16 protein-coding genes are annotated in these 20,069 nt (G+C 71.3%); 12 read left to right on the top strand and 4 right to left on the bottom strand.

Features of this window, described 5'->3' with window-relative positions:
• Window positions 1-531 precede the first annotated feature (531 nt).
• The 7 genes from ACZ4VK_RS25715 to ACZ4VK_RS25745 all read left to right on the top strand — a co-directional run bounded on the left by ACZ4VK_RS25715 (window position 532) and on the right by ACZ4VK_RS25745 (window position 10,630).
• Complete coding sequence (locus ACZ4VK_RS25715; protein WP_468356397.1) at window positions 532-3,159, top strand: helicase associated domain-containing protein; 2,628 nt, start codon at window positions 532-534, stop codon at window positions 3,157-3,159.
• A gap of 209 nt (window positions 3,160-3,368) precedes the next feature.
• Window positions 3,369-4,064: a hypothetical protein gene (locus ACZ4VK_RS25720; protein WP_468356400.1), complete on the top strand. Its 696-nt coding sequence runs from the start codon at window positions 3,369-3,371 to the stop codon at window positions 4,062-4,064.
• A gap of 275 nt (window positions 4,065-4,339) precedes the next feature.
• Window positions 4,340-4,546 carry a hypothetical protein gene (locus ACZ4VK_RS25725; protein ID WP_468356403.1) on the top strand — a complete coding sequence of 69 codons (207 nt, stop codon included), beginning with the start codon at window positions 4,340-4,342 and terminating at the stop codon, window positions 4,544-4,546.
• Between the two features lie 80 nt (window positions 4,547-4,626).
• The gene (locus ACZ4VK_RS25730; protein WP_468356406.1) at window positions 4,627-5,508 is read left to right on the top strand and encodes a radical SAM protein; all 882 of its coding nucleotides are present in this window, start codon (window positions 4,627-4,629) and stop codon (window positions 5,506-5,508) included.
• 43 nt (window positions 5,509-5,551) lie between these two features.
• Window positions 5,552-6,688, top strand: a complete 1,137-nt coding sequence (locus ACZ4VK_RS25735) for a methyltransferase domain-containing protein (protein WP_468357254.1) — start codon at window positions 5,552-5,554, stop codon at window positions 6,686-6,688.
• Between the two features lie 169 nt (window positions 6,689-6,857).
• Complete coding sequence (locus ACZ4VK_RS25740; RefSeq protein WP_468357257.1) at window positions 6,858-9,665, top strand: DEAD/DEAH box helicase; 2,808 nt, start codon at window positions 6,858-6,860, stop codon at window positions 9,663-9,665.
• On the top strand, window positions 9,665-10,630 hold the full coding sequence (locus tag ACZ4VK_RS25745; RefSeq protein ID WP_468356409.1) for a hypothetical protein: 966 nt from the start codon (window positions 9,665-9,667) through the stop codon (window positions 10,628-10,630). The genes ACZ4VK_RS25740 and ACZ4VK_RS25745 overlap by 1 nt, the downstream gene beginning before the upstream one ends.
• Before the next feature lie 112 nt (window positions 10,631-10,742).
• On the opposite strand, the gene ACZ4VK_RS25750 is transcribed toward ACZ4VK_RS25745, so the two are convergent.
• Window positions 10,743-11,324 carry a hypothetical protein gene (locus tag ACZ4VK_RS25750; RefSeq protein ID WP_468356412.1) on the bottom strand — a complete coding sequence of 194 codons (582 nt, stop codon included), beginning with the start codon at window positions 11,322-11,324 and terminating at the stop codon, window positions 10,743-10,745.
• A gap of 223 nt (window positions 11,325-11,547) precedes the next feature.
• Between ACZ4VK_RS25750 and ACZ4VK_RS25755 the strand changes: the two genes are divergently transcribed.
• The 3 genes from ACZ4VK_RS25755 (at window position 11,548) to ACZ4VK_RS25765 (ending at window position 15,090) form a co-directional block, all read left to right on the top strand.
• Window positions 11,548-12,213 carry a hypothetical protein gene (locus ACZ4VK_RS25755; protein ID WP_468356415.1) on the top strand — a complete coding sequence of 222 codons (666 nt, stop codon included), beginning with the start codon at window positions 11,548-11,550 and terminating at the stop codon, window positions 12,211-12,213.
• Window positions 12,214-12,450: 237 nt separating this feature from the next.
• Window positions 12,451-13,377: a hypothetical protein gene (locus ACZ4VK_RS25760; RefSeq protein ID WP_468356418.1), complete on the top strand. Its 927-nt coding sequence runs from the start codon at window positions 12,451-12,453 to the stop codon at window positions 13,375-13,377.
• 3 nt (window positions 13,378-13,380) lie between these two features.
• Window positions 13,381-15,090, top strand: coding sequence for a hypothetical protein (locus ACZ4VK_RS25765; protein ID WP_468356421.1), 1,710 nt, complete (start codon window positions 13,381-13,383; stop codon window positions 15,088-15,090).
• A gap of 256 nt (window positions 15,091-15,346) precedes the next feature.
• Here ACZ4VK_RS25765 and ACZ4VK_RS25770 read toward each other — a convergent pair whose 3' ends face one another.
• Entirely contained in the window at window positions 15,347-16,171 is an 825-nt protein-coding gene (locus ACZ4VK_RS25770; protein WP_468356424.1) for a DciA family protein, read from the bottom strand.
• 380 nt (window positions 16,172-16,551) lie between these two features.
• Between ACZ4VK_RS25770 and ACZ4VK_RS25775 the strand changes: the two genes are divergently transcribed.
• Complete coding sequence (locus ACZ4VK_RS25775; protein WP_468356427.1) at window positions 16,552-17,529, top strand: ATP-dependent DNA ligase; 978 nt, start codon at window positions 16,552-16,554, stop codon at window positions 17,527-17,529.
• Between the two features lie 738 nt (window positions 17,530-18,267).
• Window positions 18,268-19,209 carry a hypothetical protein gene (locus tag ACZ4VK_RS25780; RefSeq protein ID WP_468356430.1) on the top strand — a complete coding sequence of 314 codons (942 nt, stop codon included), beginning with the start codon at window positions 18,268-18,270 and terminating at the stop codon, window positions 19,207-19,209.
• Between the two features lie 145 nt (window positions 19,210-19,354).
• Here ACZ4VK_RS25780 and ACZ4VK_RS25785 read toward each other — a convergent pair whose 3' ends face one another.
• A complete protein-coding gene (locus ACZ4VK_RS25785; RefSeq protein ID WP_468356433.1) occupies window positions 19,355-19,540 on the bottom strand; it encodes a hypothetical protein in 186 nt (61 codons plus the stop codon).
• 159 nt (window positions 19,541-19,699) lie between these two features.
• Window positions 19,700-20,050: a hypothetical protein gene (locus ACZ4VK_RS25790; RefSeq protein ID WP_468356436.1), complete on the bottom strand. Its 351-nt coding sequence runs from the start codon at window positions 20,048-20,050 to the stop codon at window positions 19,700-19,702.
• Window positions 20,051-20,069: the final 19 nt, after the last annotated feature.

The raw sequence follows: 20,069 nt of genomic DNA on the forward strand, positions 1-20,069 counted from the left end.
GCGCGCGTCCTCCTCCGGAGGAACGACGCGGCGGACCTACGGCCCGCTGGCACTGGACTCGTCCCGAGTCCTGACTCCGGTCCACTCCGTGGCCCTAGGTGACTGGGTCGATCCATCCCCTCTCAAGTGGCGGTGAGAGTGTCGGCCCACTCCGTGGTCCAACCCTCTCTCCTCTTCAAGTCGATTGTACTGGTAGCGCGCCCAAACTCGCAGGAAAACAAGCAAGTTCAGCGACTGACGGCTGGTTAGTTGTTGGGGTCTCACACCAGAGTCCACTCCGTGGCCTCCGACGATGGCTGGCTAAAAGGGTGGGGGTGGGTCCCACGTCACGGTCACCCGCCGGCCTCGATCGGGTGACTGGGTCGGACTGGGTGGTGCCACCCTACTCTGACCCGCTAGCCTTGTCACAGAATTGAAGAAACGGGTGATCGGCAAATTCCGCCCCCACCCCTACAGTCTCGAGCCCTCGGGTTCCGATCTTGGCCACCGGGCCCGGATCGGTGGCCAAGGTGGGCCGAGGAGGGAACGACGATGCGCAGCGAGCTGGCTCCGGCGATGAGCGACGACTGGTCGTGGCTGTACGACCATCAGCCGCAGGCGGTCGAGGCTGTCCTGAAGGTGTACACCCCGGGTCCTGGGTCCCGTCGAAGGCGGCATGCCGCACAGATCCATCTGGCCCCTGGGCTGGGCAAGACCAGGATCGGCTTCATGGTCGGGGACCGGGTGGCTCGGCAGGGCGGGATGTTGTTCGCCGTTCCCACGCGCGGGCTGCTGGAGCAGACGTACTGGGCGGCCCGGGCCGCCGGGCGTAGCGGGCCGGTGATCGCCGTCTACGCGGACCGTGACGCGGGGCTGGTGGGGATGGAGCACGCGGGGGTGCGTGTGACCACGAGTCCGCGGGTCCTGGCGCAGCTCGTGCACCACTTCCGGGCGGCCGGTCAGCCGTACACGGTACTGACGACGTACGCGAGCATCGAGACGGTCATCGCGGCGCACAAGCTGCGCGAGGACCGCGACGGGCTCGCCCCGTTGCCTGAGTGGAACCTGCTGGTGGCGGACGAGGCGCACCATACGGAGACGTCGAAGCAGTGGGGGCGGATCAACTCGAACCGGCTGGTGCCCGCTGTGCACCGGCTGGCGATGACCGCGACGCCGAGGCTCATGGGCGCGGTCAAGCGGGATGCTCGCGGTCGGCGGGTGGTCACGCCGGCGGTGCAGATGTCGGAGAAGCTGCACGGGCCGGTCGCCTACCGGATGGGGCTGTCCGAGGGGCAGCGGCGGGGGAAGCTCGCCCGCAGCCAGGTGGTCGTCGCGGAGGTGGACGAGGCGCGGCTTCGGGATCTGGTCGCGGAGCGCGGCCGCGGGCACGAGGAGGTGCAGGCGGAGCTGTTGGCCTCGGCGGTGGGGGCGACGCTGCGGGCGGCCGGGAAGTACGGGTGCCGTCGGCTGTTGACCTATCACCGCACGGTGGCCGGGGCGGTGGCGGCGGCCGAGGTGATGCCCGAGCAGTCGCGGCTGCTGCACGATCAGGGCACGACGGCGCCACGCCGGGTGTTCGCCGTGGCGCTACACGAGGACGTCCCTGCCGGGGAGCGGGCACAGGTGCTCGAAGCGCTCGCGGCGGGCACCGACTTGGACGGCAACGAGGTGGACCTGGTCGTCGTCTGCTCGGTGCGGGTGCTCAACGAGGGCATCGACGTGCCTGCGGTGGACGCTGTCGCCCTGGTCGAGCCGCGCCGGGCGCAGCACGAGCTGTTGCAGATCGCCGGGCGGGCTCTGCGGTTCGACCGGGGCAATCCGGGCAAGACGGCGTCGATCATCGTGCCGGTGCTGCACCTGGAGGGGCCTGCCGACGAGGAGATGACGACGGCCGACTGGGACTCGGTGACCAACGTGCTGCGGGCGGTGGAGTCCTACGAGCCCGACGGCGGAGCGGAGTCTGCGGAGTCGACCAGCCGGTCGCCGCACTCGGTCCTCACGGACGCTGAGGAGCGGCGGCGGAGCGAGGAGCGCGCGCGGGAGCTGAAGCAGATGCTCAAGCTGACGCGGCAGCGCTCGCAGCGGGTCGTGGTGGACTGGCTGAGGATCACCGTGGTCGGTGATCCGGCGAGCTGGGACATCGAACAGGTGATGCAGGCCGCGACCGCCTACCAGGCCAAGAACGGGCATCTGAAGGTGCCGCCGGACTGGGAGGAGGGCGGCGTCCGGCTCGGGGTGGAGCTGGACAAGCTGCGACGCAAGGCGCGTGCGGACAACGATGATCTGACGCGTCTGGCCGGGGAGATGGGGAGTGAGGAGGCCGCGCGCAAGGAGTGGATGGAGCGCGGGCCGCGTGTCCATCCCGACCTGGTGCGCTACCTGGCCGAGCGGGGTTTTGTGTGGGAGCCGCGGGCGGACGGGCGGGCCCTGTTCCTGGCGGCCGCCCAGTCCTACGTCCAGGCGCACGGGCATCTGCTTCCCCGTGGGGGCGAGACCGTCGACGTCGACGGCGAGGAGGTGGCTCTCGGCGCCCTGCTGGCCGAACGGCGCCGACCGGGCGTCGAGGACGCGGAGCTCGACAGGATCGGGGCACTACCGGCTACTGAAGGGATGCCGCGGCCGGCCACCTGGGCGTGGCGGGTCCCCGAGGGCAGGCCGTGGACGGCCGCCTGGCACCGTCAGCTCGTACGCCTTGAGCGGTTCAAGAGCGAGGGTGGGACGCGGGCCGAGCTCCTGCGCGGAACGCGGGTCTACCGCGGTGAGGACCTCGGGACGTGGCTGCGCGAGCAGCACGTGCGGTGGCAGGAGTTGCACGAGGAGCAGCGGGTAGAGCTGGGCAGGCTGCGCATGGGGCCGGCGACGGGGGACGGGCGCATGGCTTCAGAAGTGCCCCAGGCGCGGCGCGGCCGCAAGGAGCGGCTGATGGAGATCGTGATCGCCGCGCAGCGGCACATCGCCGAGGCCGGTCCCCTGGTCGACGAGGCGGGACAGATCCGGGTGGCGGCCGACTACCGGCCGGAGGTGAGCGGGCGCGAGGTACAGCTCAAGAAGCGGCTGTACGCCGCACGCGACAGGTACGCCAGCTACCCGCCGGACTTGCGGGCCCTGTTCTCTGGCCTCGGCCTTCCGTGGGCCGAGGCGTCAGGAGAGGCACCCGGACTGAACTGTAAGGATTTGTAAGGCGCTCCTTCGTTTTGTGCATATTCCCATGTCAGGGCATGCCGCCATTCTGTAAGGCCCTCCAGTACCGCGAGGAGGCGCCGCAGCCAACACTGGAGGTTGGCAGCAGGGCATTCGACGGGCTGTTGTTCCGGGAAACCGTGACTCGCTGGCCGCCTGGGGGCCGCACCTGCATGCTCGTCGGCAACGACACGCCGGGGAGGAAACCCATGCCGCAGATCGACCAGCGCGAAGCGCTCGCACGCTATGAGCAGGAACGTGCCGAGGAGCGGCGCCGCCGGCAGGAGAGAGAACAGGAGCTCTGGGAGCGGATCATCGCCGCGGCTCCGTTCGCCTTAACCGTGCGGACGGACGCCCGCTGCGTGGTGGACGCCCCTCTTCGGCACGCTGCAGCAGCCATCGACCTGCTCACCGGCGGCCGTCGGCAGCACCCGGCTGGCCGGGCGCTCTGCGAAGGCATCATCCACACGCACCTCATGTCCCTGAGTGAACCGGTGGACACCCACGCGACGTGCCACCGCTGCGTCCACGCCGCAGCGGTGGCCCGGCCCGCCGACGGGCCCGAACCACCGACCAAGAGGGAGCGCCGGGAGCTCGAGAGAGTCGAGGCCGGGGCCGTGTTCACCGTCGAGCACACCGAGGTGCCCGAGATCCGGGACACCAGCGAGCAGAGCCGGAGCCCCGGCGGAGACCAAGGCCGGAAGGTGACCGCCGTGATGAACCGGCTGTGCGCCCGGGGGTGGGTCGAACCTGACGCCGAAGCAACCGGTTCCCTGCGGGGCGGCCACGGTCGGCTATGGAACCTGACGAGCCTCGGAGCCGCCGCGCTCGCCATCCCCGCAGTACCCCGGTGGGTGGAAGCTACGCCGAGCGCTCCACCACAGCAAGGAGCGGACTGGCACTGAGCGGCGAGGGGCCGTGTCTGCGGGGCGCGGTCGGCGTTGTGCAGCAGGGGCCGGACCCGTCCCTGCGCCCGAGCAAGAAGGAGTCGCCGATGGGCCGCATCAAGGCGGGCAAGCCGCGCCGACCGCGTCCGGAGGTCCGCACGGAGCCGCCGTTCATCGTGATCGGCCTGGACGGGCCGGCGCTCGCACTGGCGTGAGATGAGAACGCGGACCAGGCCCTCGCCGAGCACGGCGACAAGCTCGTCATCGTCGCGCCCGCCCAAGAGCAGGCCCGCGTGCTCTTCAGCGACCTCGCGGCCGAGACGCCCCGCGTCGGTACCCGCGACCTCATGGTGAGCGACGCCGCCCAGTGGTGCGGCTCCCGCTCCGACTACCCCGGCAGATTTCTGGCCTGTCTCCGGACCACGGACGACAACCCGGACGAGGACATCGTCCTCTACCGGGCCTTCATCCGCTCCATGGGACTGGAACCGGTCATCTGAGCAGGGGCCTGCCAACATCGTCCGGAAGTAAGTAGTCCCAACAGCAGGCAAGTTGACGGTCCGCCGCCTACGATCGCGTCATGACGATCGCGCTGGAGGTCCCGCCCACTTCCGTCACCCTGCGGTTCCTGGCGCTGGAGATCACCGGCCGCTGCCAACTCACCTGCCCCGCGCTCTGCTACGCGGGCTCGGGACCGACCCAGGACCACGGCAGCATGACCGAGGACGACTGGAACCGGACCATCGACGAGGCCGTCGCCCTCGGCGTCAAGGACATCCAGCTCATCGGCGGCGAACCGACCCTCCATCCGGCGTTCGCCCGGATGCTGCAGCGGGCCGTCGACGCAGGCCTCCGAGTCCGGGTCTACAGCAACCTGCTCCAGATCCGCAGCGAGCACTGGCGGCTCTTCGAGCACCCCAACGTAAGGCTGGCCACGACGTATCACAGCACCGTCGCGGCCGAGCACGACGCGGTCACCGCCCGGACCGGGTCGCACAAGGCGACGCTCGCCAACATCGCCGAGGCCGTCAGGCGCGGCATCAGGCTGAAGGTCGCCATCCTCGACAAGGATGACCATGAGCGCGCTGAGCGTGCCCGCGCCGAGATGCAGGCCCTCGGCGTCCACGAGGTCCAGGTCAGCCAGGTGCGGGCCGTCGGCAACGCCGCGGGCACCACGATCCCCTCCACCGCATCGCTGTGCGGGCGGTGCGGGGACCAGAAGGCGGCCGTCCTCCCGAACGGCAGCGTGTCGGTATGCGAGATGGGCCGGTTCCTGACCGCGGGCAGCGTCAAGGACACGAGCCTGGCGTCGGTGCTGGCCAGCGACCGGTGGGCCGAGGTGAGAGCGAGCATCCCGCGCCGCGCCGGGGCAGCCCTGTGCCCTCCCGACTGCGCGCCGAACGACGACAGCTCGTGCGGACCGGACAACTCCGGGCCGTGTGGCCCGGCCGACGATTCCTGAGCTTCGACCGAGCGGACACGGAAGGACGCGCAGGGACTTGGACCTGGACTGGGAGAGCCACGCACGCCGTCTAGCCGACGGGCACCTCCGGCCGGAGTCGCCGTGGTGGAAGCCGGTCGCCTTCACGCCCCGGCACCTGTTCGTACCGAACTGGTGGGAGCGGGACATCAACGGCCGGGTGGCCCGCAACGGGCCCGCCGACCCCGAAGCCTGGTTCAAGGCCGCCTACCGCAACCAGACCCTCGTCACCCGGATCGGCACCGACCACGCCGACCAGGTCGAGCCGGGCACGGTGGTGCCGTACGGCAGGTGGCCGACCTCGTCCTCGACCCTGCCCAGCCTGATGGCCACCATGTACCGGCACGCGATGCTCGCAGACGGCACGCGCACCCTGGTGACCACCGGTACCGGATACGGCACCGCTCTCGCCTGCAGGCGCCTGGGTGACCAGCTCGTGACGAGCGTGGACGTCGACCCCTACCTCGTGGAAGTCGCGACCGACCGGCTGGCCGGCATCGGCCTGCACCCGCGCACCGCCGTCTGCGACATGACGGGGACGCTACCCGGCGACGTCGACCGCATCGTGTCCAGCGTCTCCGTCCGGCCCGTGCCCGTCTCATGGCTGACCGCGCTGCGCCCCGGGGGCCGGCTGGTCACCACCATCACCGGCACCGCGATGATCCTCGTCGCCGACAAGACGCCGGACGGCGGTGCCCGCGGTTTCATCGCCTCCGACCAGGCCACCTTCATGCGCACCCGCCAGGGCGACGACTACGAGGCCGCCTCACCGTCCGCCGAGGTGTGGAAGGCCGCCGACGAGGACGGGGAAAGGTCGCTCAGCCGCTACCCGCTTACCTACGTCCCGGACTCCTGGGCCGTACAGGCCACCCTGGAACTGGAAACGCCCGGCATCGAGCACCGCACCGAGCAGCACGAAGACGGCGGGCGCACCGTGTGGATGGCCCACCCCGATGGCTCCTGGGCCCGCGCCAGCGCCAAGAAGTCCCGAGACCTGCCCACGGTCCACCAAGGCGGGCCCCGCCGCCTGTGGGACCTGCTGACCGACATCCTCGACCGCCTCATCATCGGCGGCGAGCTGCCCGTGAACGGAGCCCGCGTCGGCATCACCCCCGACGGCGAGACCACACTCTCACGCGGCCGGTGGTCGGCCACCCTGTAGGCATCTGGCTGGCCACCGCCCCTCGCTCCGCCGCGCGGTCAGCTCATCACTCGATCGGGTGTATTCGACCCAGGGGCACGGGGGTGCCGGTATTCACTGCCAGGCTGGACAAGAGCCCTGGTGGCGCAGCATGAATGGAGAGGTCGGGCGGTTGAGTCGGTACACGCTCATGGACTACCCGGCGTTCTTCGTGCCCGGGGATCCGCCGCGGACCGGTCGCTTCAGGTTCTGGCGTCCGGCCGCGACGATGGGACCGGCCGACCAGCTCACCGTGCCGGAAGGGGCGCGCCTGGGCGAGGGCACCACCATGATTGTGCGCTGGTCCGGCGGCAAGGCCAAGACCGGCAGCGTCCCGTACTACACCCTCGCCTTGGAGGACGCCTGGCCGCTGCTGGTGCACTGCCGCACCCACGACCGCGGCCACGAGGCCAACCAGTTCTGGGGGGCCGCAGCCCTGCTGGCACTGCAGCTGGTGGCCGACGGCCGGCTGGAGCCGACGCTCACCGCGCACGGCTACGACGCGTGGAAGACCACCGGCCTCGGACCGTGGCAGGAAGAGTTCGACGCGCTGCTCGCGGCTATGCCTCCCGAAGCGCACGCCCGCGGGTTCTCGCATTCCTCCCCGGGGTTGGGGCCGTCCATGAGCGACCCTGGTCATCTGCTGTCCGCGTATCTCGATGCGATGGCCGACTACCTGCCCCGCTCCCCCGGCGCCGCGGTGGCTACCGGCCAGGTGGCGTTCGCCGACCGTGCTCCCCAGCACGTGCCACACCTGCGCCTGGCCAGCCCCCGCATGGCAGGCCAACCCGCGCTGGGCGTACGGCTGTCGCTGCGCCTGGAGCTGGATGCCGAAGGGTCCGAGACCGGGGTCCGCGCGGTCGTCCAGGTCCACGACACCGCCGGCGACCACCGGGTCGCGGATGCCGGGGCTCTGTGGCGTGCCGTGCCCTCGCCCAACACCCCTGATGCCACGCGGCAGATGGAATCCCTGCTCGCCCTGCGCCGCGCCGCCCGGGCCTGGCCACCGCTCGCCCGCCTGCTCGATGACCCGAGCGGCCGTGGGGCGCTGGATCTGGACGAGGACGAGATCGACGAACTGCTCGGCGATGCGGTCGCACGACTGGCCCGGGTCGACTGCGCCGTCCACTGGCCCCGCGCCCTGATCCGCGCCCTGATCGGGCGCACCGTCATCGCCCCGCGCCCGAAGGCAGTCGCCCCCGCCCGCCTGCTCGGCGCGGAGCAGCTGCTGGATTTCCAGTGGCGGGCCACCCTGGACGACGAGGACCTGACGGACGCCGAGATGGACCGGCTCGCCGAAGGCCACCGGCCGTTCGTGCGGCTGCGGGACCGCTGGGTGCGGGTCGATGCGGCCCTGCTGCGCCGGGTGCGCGAGCGGCACCTCGGGCGGGTCAGTGCCGGTCAGGCCCTGGTGTGCGCGCTCAGTGGCAGCGCGCAGATCGCCGGAGAGCGTGTCGAGGTCCATCCCACCGGATGGCTGGCCGACTTCCGTACGGCCTTGACCCGGGCCGCGGACACCGAGGTGATGGTGCCGGCCGGGCTGAAGGCAGAGCTGCGTCAATACCAGCGCCGCGGGCTCGCCTGGCTCCACCACCTGACGACCGGGCCGGTCGGCGGCGGAATCCTGGCCGACGACATGGGCCTGGGCAAGACCCTCACGCTGATCGCCCTGCACCTGCTGAACCAGGAGCACTCGACGACGGCGGGGCCCACGTTGGTGGTCTGCCCGGCCACCATGCTCGGCGCGTGGGAGCGGGAGATCGGACGTTTCGCCCCCACCGTGCCCGTGCACCGCTTCCACGGCCCGGCCCGCACCCTCGATCTCCTGCCCGCCGACGCGGTCGTCCTGACCACCTACGGCACGCTGCGCCGCTCCACCGACCGCCTCGCCAGGCCCCCGTGGTCGCTCCTGGCGGCCGACGAAGCGCAGGCGGTCAAGAACGCTCTGTCAGGCACCGCCGCGGCACTGCGCAAGATCCCCTCCCGGAGCCGGGTCGCGCTGACCGGCACCCCGATGGAGAACTCGCTCGCGGACCTGTGGGCGCTGCTGGACTGGGCGACCAACGGCCTGCTCGGCACATGGCCCGGGTTCCGGGAGGCCTTCGCCCGGCCGATCGAGGCCGGCCGTGACACGGCGGCCGCCGCGCGGCTCGCCGCGCTGATCTCCCCGCTGGTGCTGCGGCGCAAGAAGACCGACCCCGGCATCGCCCCCGAGCTGCCGCCCAAGACGGACACGGACCAGGTCGTGCCGCTCAGCCGCGAGCAGGCGTCCTTGTACGAGGCGGTCACCCGCGAGGCGCTGCAGCAGATCCGGGCGGCGGACGGCATCAGCCGGCGGGGCCTGGTCCTGAAGCTGCTCACCTCGCTGCGGCAGATCTGCAACCACCCCGCGCAGTACCTCAAGGAGGCTGATCCGGCCGTTGCCGGGCGCTCCGGCAAGATCGATCTGCTGGACACGCTCCTGGATCAGATTCTGGCCGAGGAGCAGGCGGGCCTGGTGTTCTCGCAGTTCACGCAGATGCTCGATCTGCTGTCGTCGCACCTGAAGCGGCGCGGCATCCCGTACGAGGTGCTGACCGGGAGCACGTCGGCCGGGCAGCGCGACCGGCTCGTCCAGCGCTTTCAGGATGGCGAGTTCCCTGTCTTCCTGCTGTCGCTGCGCGCGGCCGGCTCCGGTCTGACCCTGACCCGGGCGGAGCACGTCTTCCAGGTCGACCAGTGGTGGAATCCGGCCGTGATGGACCAGGCCGCCGACCGCGCCTACCGCATCGGGCAGACGCGGCCGGTCCAGATCCACCGCTTCCTCGCCGAGGGCACCGTGGAGGAGAAGGTCCACCAGCTCCTGGCAGTCAAACGCGAAACTGCCGACATGGTCCTGGGCGCCGAACAGCTCGGCCTGACCGAACTGGGCGACGACCAGCTCGCCGACCTCGTCGCACTCCGGAGGAACGGACGCTGATGGCCTTCTTCCGCACCTACAACGAGCTCTACGGGACCGTCTACGAGCACCGCGCGGCCACCCCCACCGACGCTGACGACGGGCATGCCGGGCCCGTCCGCGAGGCCTGGTACGGGGAGCTGATGCAGCAGCGCCACGACGAGGACCGTCTGAAGGCCGGGATGCCTTATGTCGGGGACATCAGCGGGCTGGAGGTGTGGCCGGGCCGTCTCAGCGGCCTCGTCCTCCTCGACGAGGATGCGGAGCCCGCTTACCCCGGCCGCGCGCACGGCTACCCGCGCACCCTTGACGTGTTCTGGCCCCGCCTGACCAGCGAGCAGTGGCTCTTGCTCGCCACTGATGCCCGCCCCCACGTCCACCAGCTCGCCACCGAATCCAGCGACGAGGCGATGCTCCGCATCCTCGACCTGGCCGTCTATGCCCTTGGTGTGACCCTGCTCCCCACACTCAGCGAGATCAAGACCTCCGACTGCCCCTGCCGCAGCCGCAAGAGCGTATGCGAGCACATCGCCGCCCTGATCGAGTGCTACGCCCGGACCCTGGAACGCGAGCCCCTCACGCTGCTCCTGCTGGCCGGGCGCGCCCCCACGGACTTCTTCGCCCTCCTCGACGACCCCGAACACCCCAGCGCACAGCCTTACTACCGGCCCACCAGCCTTCCGGACCCCACCATCGACGCCCGCAACCTCTACTACCGGCGCCAATGGCACGCCGCCCCTGGCCTGCCGCCCCTGCCCGCACCGTCGGCCCAGCCGGCCGCCGCGCCGCTGCCCGACCTCGGCAATCCGGCCCACCAGCTCCTGGCCCGCGCGGCCTCCGCCCGCGCGGCAGGCCTGCTGAGCCAGGCCCTCAAGCGCCGCCAGAACCCGCTCGTGGACCCCATCAGGCGGCTGACGCCCGAACGGGACGCCGCCCGGTTGGCGGTCTACCAGAGCTCCGCCGAAGGCGCCTCGCCCAGCGCCTGATCTTCCTGGCCCCCGCAGCGGCGTGGCCTGGTTCAACTCCGAGCGGCTGCACGGCCGGTGAGGCGCAGCAGCGTCTACCCCGCTTCCCGTCCGCGACGGACCACCGCCGCTCTCAGGCGTACGTCGCTGCGGGTACATCGCTCTCGTGTCCGGACAGCCGGTAGACGATCAGGTGCGTCTTCTCGCGACCGCGCGCGTCCTCGATGACGCTGTACCCCTGGTCGGTGAGGTATCGGGTGAGACGGTCCAGACCCGCGCGGTGGTGCGCCCGGTCCGCGGCCGTGTACGTCCCGACGCTGCCTTCCATCTTCGCCCGGCCCACCGCGTAGTGGACCCGGACGCACAACTCGGCGCCGTCGACCCACTCGTCACCATCCCGCCACACCGACTCCTCCCAGCAGAAGTCGGGGCCCGATGCCCAGATGGCGCCGCCGGTTTCGTGGGCGAACCCGGCGGCCCGCAGCACCGGCATGATCATCCATGCACTCCACCCATGGCTCGACGGGTCCGGCACGTACGGACCAGAGCGCTCGGCGGGTGGCTTCGAGCAGGTGGGGCACAGGTGGCCGTCGCCGCTGGGGTCCTCGGTCCAACCGGCCACCTCCACCTCGCTCTTGGCGTGCTCGGCCGAGCGGACGGTGAGCTCGACAGCCGTGGGACACCGGCGGCAGGCCACCTTGGCGATGAGATCCATGCCGCTATTGTGTCTGCGGCCGGAGCGCCCCACCGGAGGATCGAGAAGACCCGTGATGCCCGGGCAGCGTCATCGGAAGGCGTGTGTCCACCGTCCCAGGGCACGGGCGCATGGACACGAGGGCTCGGGCGCGCCCGAGCGGGTTCCGGGGCGACGCCTCCGCACGCGTGGTCTCCTCGGTATGCGGGGCAAGGAGCGCCCGCGGCAGCCCTAGACTCCGGGCATGAGCGCCGAGACCGCCCACACCATCAGTCCGTCGTCGGAGGAGGCGTGGCGGCTGGTCGGCCACTACCTGCACCGGCTGTCGCACGACCTCCCCGAGCAGTGGCGGCTACGCGATCATGAGGCGTCGCAGTGCCGCGAGCGGGTGTGGTCGCTGCCCACCGAGAATGGGAACGACGCGCAGGTGGCGTTGTGGCTGCGGTTGTCCGACACCGAGGTGCTCTGTGATGATCCGGGGTGCGCGGCGCGGGAGATGTATCTGACGAGTGACGGCAGCGGCAGTGTGCCGGCGTCCGGCCCGCTGCCCGCGTTCGCCCGGCGCGACGGCTTCGGCTACTTCGAGTACCGGACGCACCCGCACCACGATGGGTGGGCCTGTGACGTCGACCCGGTGTCGGTGCAGTGGATGTCGACTGTGCTGGCCTTGTACGGCGGCTGGATGCGGATCAACTGGTTCGACATGGGCGGTGCGGACTCGATGGGGGCGGGTCACTCGCTGTGGGAGGTCTCCGCGCACCAGGTCCGTGAGGTCAGCCGGTGGTCGGCCGTCGCCGGGCCCGACGGCGTCCGTGACGAGGGGCCGACCAATCCGGGCGCCGCGCCGGTTCTCCCGCTTCCGCCCGAGGTCGAGGCCAAGCGCAAGGCGGCCGCGGAGGCCCGCCGCTGACGGGTGCCGTGGGGCGTAGGCCGTTACCGCACGCGGTGCGATCGTTGCCCTGTATCGTCGTGGCGGCGTACTTCGCTGGTGCGCGCCGCGGCCGGGCCCACCTCTGGTCGAGGGTGAATCGAGCGGCCGCTCGGATGCGAACGTGACTGGTCGTACCGGTTTGTCCTTGACGCCTCGTACGCTCCCTGGCGGCTGCTGTGGTGGGACGGCATCGCGAGGGATGTGCAGGAGTTCGTCATGGCACCGAAGAAGACCAACCTCAGCCACCAGCAGCAGATCGCCCGGGCGTTGAACCGGGCCTGCGGGTGCGGCTACCAGGAGGCGTTGCGGCGGGTCACCGAGGCGGCGCGCAAGGGCTTGCTTCCGCCGGGCTTGGACAAGGCCGGCCGGGAGCAGGCCGTTGAGATCCTCCTCGCTGCCGACGCCTCCCTGCTGGAGACGCCCGGCGCGCCCGTGCCCTTGTCGGAACTCGCCCCCTGGGCCGAGCGTGCCCGGGCCGTGCTCAGCCGGTTCACCGCCCTGTTCGTCGCCGACCTGGTCGCCCAGGACGAGGACGCCGACGAGCGCGCCGAGTTCGCGGCGTACTGCGAGGCGGCGGAGAGCGAGGACCTCGCGGCGGCATGGCTCTACCTGGGCGCCGGATGCATCGCGTCCTTCAATCAGGGCCGGGGTCTTCAGACCCACGGGGAGTGGCGGACTTCGCTGGACCAGCTTGAGCAGCAGATCCAGGAGAACTGGCGGGGTTTGGTGGGAGCGGTCGACTTCACCGACGGGTTCACCACCGCTGAGGAGGTCTTCCAGCGGGATGTGTGGGACCTGCCCACCATGACGATTCTGGCCGGGTTGCCGGAGTCGTCGTTGCCCGCGACGCTGCGGGCGTGGGCCCGGGCCTGTGGCAGCGTGGCCGTGGGGGACGCGGGACGTGCGCTGGTCGCATTCGACCGGGCCCGTGAGCACCGGTTCGCGTCCGACCTCGCGCAGATCCAGGTCTCCATGATGCTGCGGGCCCTCACGTCGAGCTACACGCTGCCGGAGCTGGTCGAGTTCTCCGCCCAGTTCGCTGACGCCCTGGCCCGCCACCACATCGCCGCCGCCGGCGGTGGCCCGGATGCTGACGCTTCGGGCACGGCTCCCTCCCCCTCCGCTGCCGGACAGGAGGGCTGAGACGTGGCACAGTCCCTTCCTGCCATCTCCGCCAAGGGCCTTGAGGTCCTGGGCGTGGAGTTGCCCGCACTCGCCGCTATCCGAGTCGCCCTGACCGGCGGTGGCGGCGGGAAGTATCACGTCCCCCACTCCGACCTGCGGCGCTACTCCTACGGCGGCTGCCGCTACGCCCGGCCAGCGGCGGACGCGGCCACCTACCCGCTGTTCGAGGTGTTCGGCGAGATCTGCAAGAAGTGCGCTGTCTCCCTTCCGGACGCGCCGGAGACCTTGTGGCGGGCCGCCGCGTTCACCTCCGAGCAGGCGGTGGCTCTCCAGCGCGCCCGCGCGGACCGGACGGTGCGCACCTGGCTCGGCTACGCCCGCTACGCGGCCCAGCCCCAGCCCGGGCAGGAGGAGCAGTTCGAAGCCTGGCTCAAGCGGGCCCGCAGGGACCGCAAGCTGTCCAAGGACGCCCGGGCGCTGGCGCAGGCCCGCAAAGAGTTGGAGGCCGGTTTCGTCGAGTTCCTGGCCGGGTACGCCGCGGACTGTCCGGAGGTCGACGCCTACAACGGTGCCCGTGATGCGGTGCGCCGCACGGCCGGCAGCCCGGAGCGGCGCGTCTTGGCCGAGGTGACCGCTGCGGTCGCCGGGAGGTCCGTCCGGCGTCCGCAGCGATACGAGTCGCAGCCGGAAGTCGATGTGTGGCCGCTGGTGTCCGGGGTGTGGCTGGCGGCCCGCTCGCGCGGGATCGGCGCCGCCCGCACGGCCGGGCTGGTCCATGACGCGGTGTCCAAGGAGTTGGCCGGGGCTCGCGTCGTGGACGTCACCCGCCTCCCTCCGCCGCAGACCCGGGGCGAGGGGTACGCCAGCCCCTCAGCCTGGGCGGATCACGAGCTCGCGGTGTGGTGGCCGCGCGCGATCGCCGAGGCCTGCGCGCAGCTGGAGGCCGAGTTCGAGGCTGAGTCGGCGCACATGGCGGCGCGGCTGCTGCTCGTCCACGACTGGCCGCTCACGAACGGCCGGGACGCCCCCATCGCCTACCTCGCCGCTTCCCCGGTGCTCGGCCTGGTCCCCTTCGGGTTCCGGCGCCGCGACTACTTCAGCGACATCGGAGACGCCACCGGGCCCTCCTACTCGGCGGTCATCGCCGCGCCCGGGCACATCGTCGCCAAGCTGGAGAAGGAGCAGGCCGCCCAGGGCAGCCACTACCCGCCCCGGTTCGTGGCCGGCAAGCCCGTCACCGGCCGCCGCCGCACCGACCAGACCGCCGCCCTGAAGCTGCTGCGCACCGCCTTCCCCCTGTTGCCCGCGGACGCCGACAGCGGACCGGCCGAGGTGCTGGCGGCCGTCGAGGAGCAGCGCCGTGCCCGTGCCGCGGCGGGCCACCGGCTCGAGCGCGGCGACGCCGACGAGCGGGCCTACCGGACCGCGGCCGCACTGAGCGACGGCTACGGCTGCTGGATCCCGGGCGGGAGCGAGGAGACCGCGTTCCTCAAGGAGCTGAAGTCCTGGCTGGGCTGGCATGTGCTGCGCGTCGACACGTGGTGCGGGCCCGAGGGTGGCGAAGGCGTCTGGGCGAGTCTGTACGGAACCCTCGACGACGTCGGCGAGGGTGAGCTGGCGTTGAAGCCCGGCGGCCAGCACCACCCGGTCCGGGTGCCTCTCAACCGGGTGGTGGCGCTGGTCGGCGCACCCCACTGGGACCGGGACCAGCACCGGGAAGCTCCTCTGTGAAAGCCGTACGAGCCGGTGCGCGCTGTTGGCGCCGCTTCCGCGGGCGCGGTGGAGCGCCGTATGCGCGTCCTGCCCGGCGTCGACGAGGAGGGGTGACAGGACGCGCTGGTATCAGGTGAGGCCGTGAGCCTGCCCGACGTCGTCCGGGTGGGCAGTGCCTCATCACCGAGACACCGGCAGACTTTCGGGCCAGGCCGCCCCGGCATGCGCGGAGCGGCCACCTCCTGAGGACGACCGGGCTCGGGCGGACCGGCCGCTACGGAAGGAGAACTCGCTGGACGGGAATACCGGCAGCACTCGCCTGCTTCTCCAGCGGCAGTACTTCGCTGGCGTGGCGGATGATCGCCACGCACAGATCAGGGCGGCGTGCTGTGTCCGTAGCCATCGGAGCGGAGATCAGGCCCGCATCGTCCTGCAGTTCCAGGTGTGCGGCCCATTCACTCACGAAGCGGTCGACTGCCGTTTCGCAGCCGTACTCCAGGATCAGGGTGTGCTCGGTCCCCACATCCTGAACTGTGTCATGCCAGATCTGCAGCAACACGTCCTCGACGGCCTGCCGGTCGGTGACCTCGGGGGAGCCTGTGACGAGCACCACGACCGGCAGCAGCGAGCTCGGCGACCAGCGAATGATGGCGCAGCCCTCGCCGATCAGTTCACGAATCCGGGCCAGGATCTCGGGGGCGCGCCGACCGGCCTCGTCGCGGACCTCCGCCGATACCGCCAGTGTGCACAGTTCCTGCCCCTGGGCGCCGAGCATGGTCGGCTCGACCTGGTCGGCGAGGTCCTCGCCCACGATGTCCGGCCATCGATCCCGGATGATCTGGGGCAGGACACCGGAGGCGGCCTGTACGACGATGCCTGTGATTTTCGTTTTCGGGGCGAGCAGCTCGTTGACGCGGGCGGTCAGCGAGGTGCCGAGTAGTCGGGCCTGGGTGCGCCAGGCCGGGCTCGAACATCGCACGTGCAGGCGGATGTGGTCATCGATGCCGACCGGCTCCACATGCCGGGCCACATCCTCGCCGACCGCAGGAGACCACCAGGCATCGAGATCACTGAACCACTCCGGTTGTGTCACGGGCATGCGTCGCGCTCTCCTCTCACCATTGCCCCATGATGCCGCCGGGCCGGATGTGCGCGACCTCCACCCCCCTATGCCGCGCCGTAGGTTAGCCCTGCCCAGCGGCCCCGACAGGTGAGGAAAGGACGGTGGCGCAGTAAAAGCAGAAGCCAGTAGGGCCGGTGCAGCGACGGTGCCACGCCGCAGATCATGGCCCGGCTGTCGCACTCTGTGCAGATCTCGCCCGGCGGGGGTGGCTAAACGAGCCGCTCGCCGGTGACACACCCCACCGGTGGCGTAGTGGGTGGGTCCAGTCGCCAGCCCACCACGGCCGCCGTGGCGGTGAGCCACTCCTCAGGCGTAAAGCCGCCAGGAACCACGGTCGGGGTGGAAGGCATGGGTCCATGACCTGGACGCTGCCGGAACCCATGCTCGCTGCCCCCGTGCCCGATCCGGCCCTGCTGCAGGGGTGGGCCGCAGAGCCTAAGTGGGACGGGTGGAGGGCTCTGCTGTCGGTGGACGCCGGGCAGATCGTGCTCCGCTCACGCAAGGGCACCGATCTGGGCCCGGCCTTCCCTGAGATCCGGTCCGCCACCACCCAGCTGCCGGACGGGACCGCCTTGGACGGCGAGCTGGTCGTGTGGGAGTCCGGTCGCCTGGCGTTTGAGCGGCTGCAGGGGAGGTTGCATCGGCGGGGAACCGGGGCGGCCCGGCTCGCCGCGCAGTGGCCGGCGCACTTCGTCGCGTTCGATCTGCTGCGGCTCTCGGGTACGGACACGATCCGGTGGCCGTACCGGCGGCGCCGGGCCGCGCTGACCGAACTGTTCGCAGAGCAGCAGTTGGCAGCGCCGTGGACGCTGTGCCCGTCGACCACCGATCCGGACATCGTCCGTGAGTGGCTGACCTGGACTTCTACCGGGCTGGAGGGAGTGGTTTTCAAGAAGCTGGACGGTCTCTACGCGCCGTCGGCGCGCGGGTGGCGCAAGTACAAGGTGCGCGAGACCGAAGAAGCGATCGTCGCGGCGTTCACCGGCTCCTTGGCCGCACCCCGCACGCTGCTGCTCGGGCGCTACGACGCCGATGGGCTTCTTCAGTACACAGGGCGCAGCACGACTCTCCCGCAGGCTGCGGCCCGGAACGTCGGCCCGTTGCTGGTTCCCGCCGGCGGCGAGCACTCCTGGACGGGCTGGACGTTCTCCGCGGGGTGGGGGTCCCGTGAGTCTCTGCACGTCAGTCTTGTCCGACCGGATCTGGTCGTGGAGGTCGGAGTCGACGTCGCGCGGGACAGCTCTGGACGGTGGCGGCATCCTGCGCGGTGGCACCGCGTCCGCTCCGACCTCACCGCCGACGACGTCCCGCCCTTCGAGGCAGTGGGGAACTGAGGAGAGGGCGAGCGGACACGGCGTGGCGGGTGTCCTGCGGTGAGAGCAGCGGATATCGGATGATGTCGACCAGGAGTGTCGGGGCTTCGGTGGAGTGAGGGGCGGTTGCGGTTCATGACGCAGGTCCAGGTGGCGAGCGAGCGGGTGACGGGGCGAGTGTGGACCGTGCGTCTGGATGCTGCGGGGCGCGGTGTGGCGGCGGTGAAGGTGACCTGCAGCCGGCCGGCCTGTGCCCCGCAGCGCCTGGCCTCTGCCGCTCACGGGCGGGCCGTCGCCACCGCCCATCTGAAGGCTCACCTGCGGGCAGCCGGAGAGCCGCGGCGCGAGGCGTCGTGTGCGTGTCGTGCTGAAGGGTGCCAGGCGCACATCGAGAAGCCCGGTCACAGCTCCTCGGCCGCTGGCTGGCGGTGCGGAGGGGCCGTGGCGCTGGCCGTGGTCACCGATCCGACCGGGCGCTGGTGGCGGGCGTGGGAGTGCTGTTCCCGCTGTGCGGCGGCGCACCCGGCGGCGCGCGTGGTGGCCACTGCCCCCGTCGCAGCCGCATCCCCTGCTGCCGGGGTGGCTGAAGCTCACGCCCGTGCTGCCGGGAGCGGGGGGACAGCGCCGGTCTTCTCCGCCGTTGCGCCGTCGGATCCGGGGCGCGAGGGGGGCGGTGGAGAGCGGTTGCCCGCGCCTCGAGTGGCTGCGGCCGCGCCGAGGTCGCGCCGGGCCAAGCGGTGGGGGAAGATCGCGCAGCGCGTGGTGCCGCATGATCTGCAGCCGGTGGTACTGCGGGACGAGCTCATCGAACTCGGAGACGCGTATCGGTCCTACCAGCAGTCCAGCGAGACCGACTTGGAGTTGTTGGCCAGCCTGCACGACCGTAAGGCGCTCGCCTTCGCCTCGTGGGCGGATGTGACGGGCGACGGCAGTCTGCGGGCCGAAGCACGGCGTGCCGGGCAGGCTGCGGCCAACGTTCGTCTTCAGCAGGAGCAGCGCACCGGCCAGGGCGCCGAGGGAGCCGTTGCGCGGGTACTGACCGGGCCGAACCAGTGGGCGCACGCCCGGACGGTGCTCGCCTACGTCCGTGATCACGCGCCGGTTCCGGGGCCGGAGGGGCGCCTGCTGACGCTGCTGCTGACGCTGCGTACCGCGTCCAGGGGCAGTGGCAACGTCACCGGCCTGGATGTGAACGGTCTTCCTCTGGGCGATGCCGAACAGCTCCTCCAGGGCTTCGTCGACGCCGGCTGGCTGCGGCTGCCCGGGACGACAGCCGATCTCCTGGCCTCCACCTCCGAGAACCCCACCCACGTCATCGTGCCCTCGCTCCTCCCCCACAGCGGGGGTCACGGCCCGTTCGACTTCGGCAAGGCGACCCGGGCCAAGCTGTCCGGGTGGACGCAGAAGGCTGTCGGCGAGCGCACGCTCCGGAAGAAGAAGGCACCCGCCGCGGTGCGGCTGCTCGCGCTCGCCTGTGCCGCGCACAGCAGCGCGGACGGGCGTTTGGGCCCGTTCGGGCGGGGGCTTGGGATCGAGGCGCTGGCCGGGTTGTGCGCGGTCGACTCCAGCCAGCTCGGGGACCTGGTGGAGCAGTTGACGGCGCTCGAGTGGCTGATGGACGTGTCGGTGTCCGACACGCACGTCAGCGGCCGGCTGTGCGACCGAGTCCTTGCCCTCAGCTGCCCGATGCCGTCCGCCTGAGAGCGGGGATCGTGGAGGCTCCCGTCCGAGTTGGGCAGCGCAGGAGGCGATGCACCGCTTTCCGGAATGGATTGCGGTCAACTCGCCACGTTCGTAGCCCACATCGAGGGATGATGGCCCGATGAACGCGCAGGTAGCCCGCATTTCAGCCGCTCGTGCCCGACGGGTCGAAGAACTGTCGGACGCCGCAGCGGCGTGGGGTTGCGAGGTACTCGACGACCCGGGCGTCGGTGAACTCGCCGACCAACTGCTTGACGTGGCCGGTCGTCTCCCGGAAGGCCTCCCGGCCCGCGCCGAGGCGGCGGTCTCCTTGGGCAGATCCGTCGAGCACCTACGGGCCGTGGCACGACTGGGCGGCTTGCTGCCTCTCGTCGGCCTCCACCATCTCCGGCTCGCTCTTGACTGCGAACGAAGCGCGCGTCAGTGCTTGGACCTGCCTGCCGTCGCCGCGACGCGCTGACGAGGGTCCTCGTCCGGCGCTGCGGCAAGGTCAGTCGTCGTCGGGAGCGGTGCCCACCCAGGCGATGGGCCGTCCGTCGGCGGTCAGCCCCCAGTGCAGCCCGCCCGTCGTGTCCTCGTGATCGGCGTCGAGCATGCACACCCGGCCCCACTGCCCGTGCTTGGCGGAGCAGGTCCTGCTGAGGGCTTCGTAGTCGGCCGAGGTGACGGCCTGGCGGTACCGGTCTGCGAACGCGCGGAAGCGAGGCTCGAGTTCGACGCCGTCCAGCAGCTCCTGCTCCTGGACGCGAGCGGCGGCCTGCACGACGGCCGGATGGGAGAGCACCTGGTGGGCGCGCTCCCAGGGCAGCTGTTCCAGGAGCCGTCGTGCCTGCCCGCTCACGGTGTTCTCCTCATGGCCG

This window comes from Streptomyces sp. NPDC028711 (assembly GCF_055565415.1).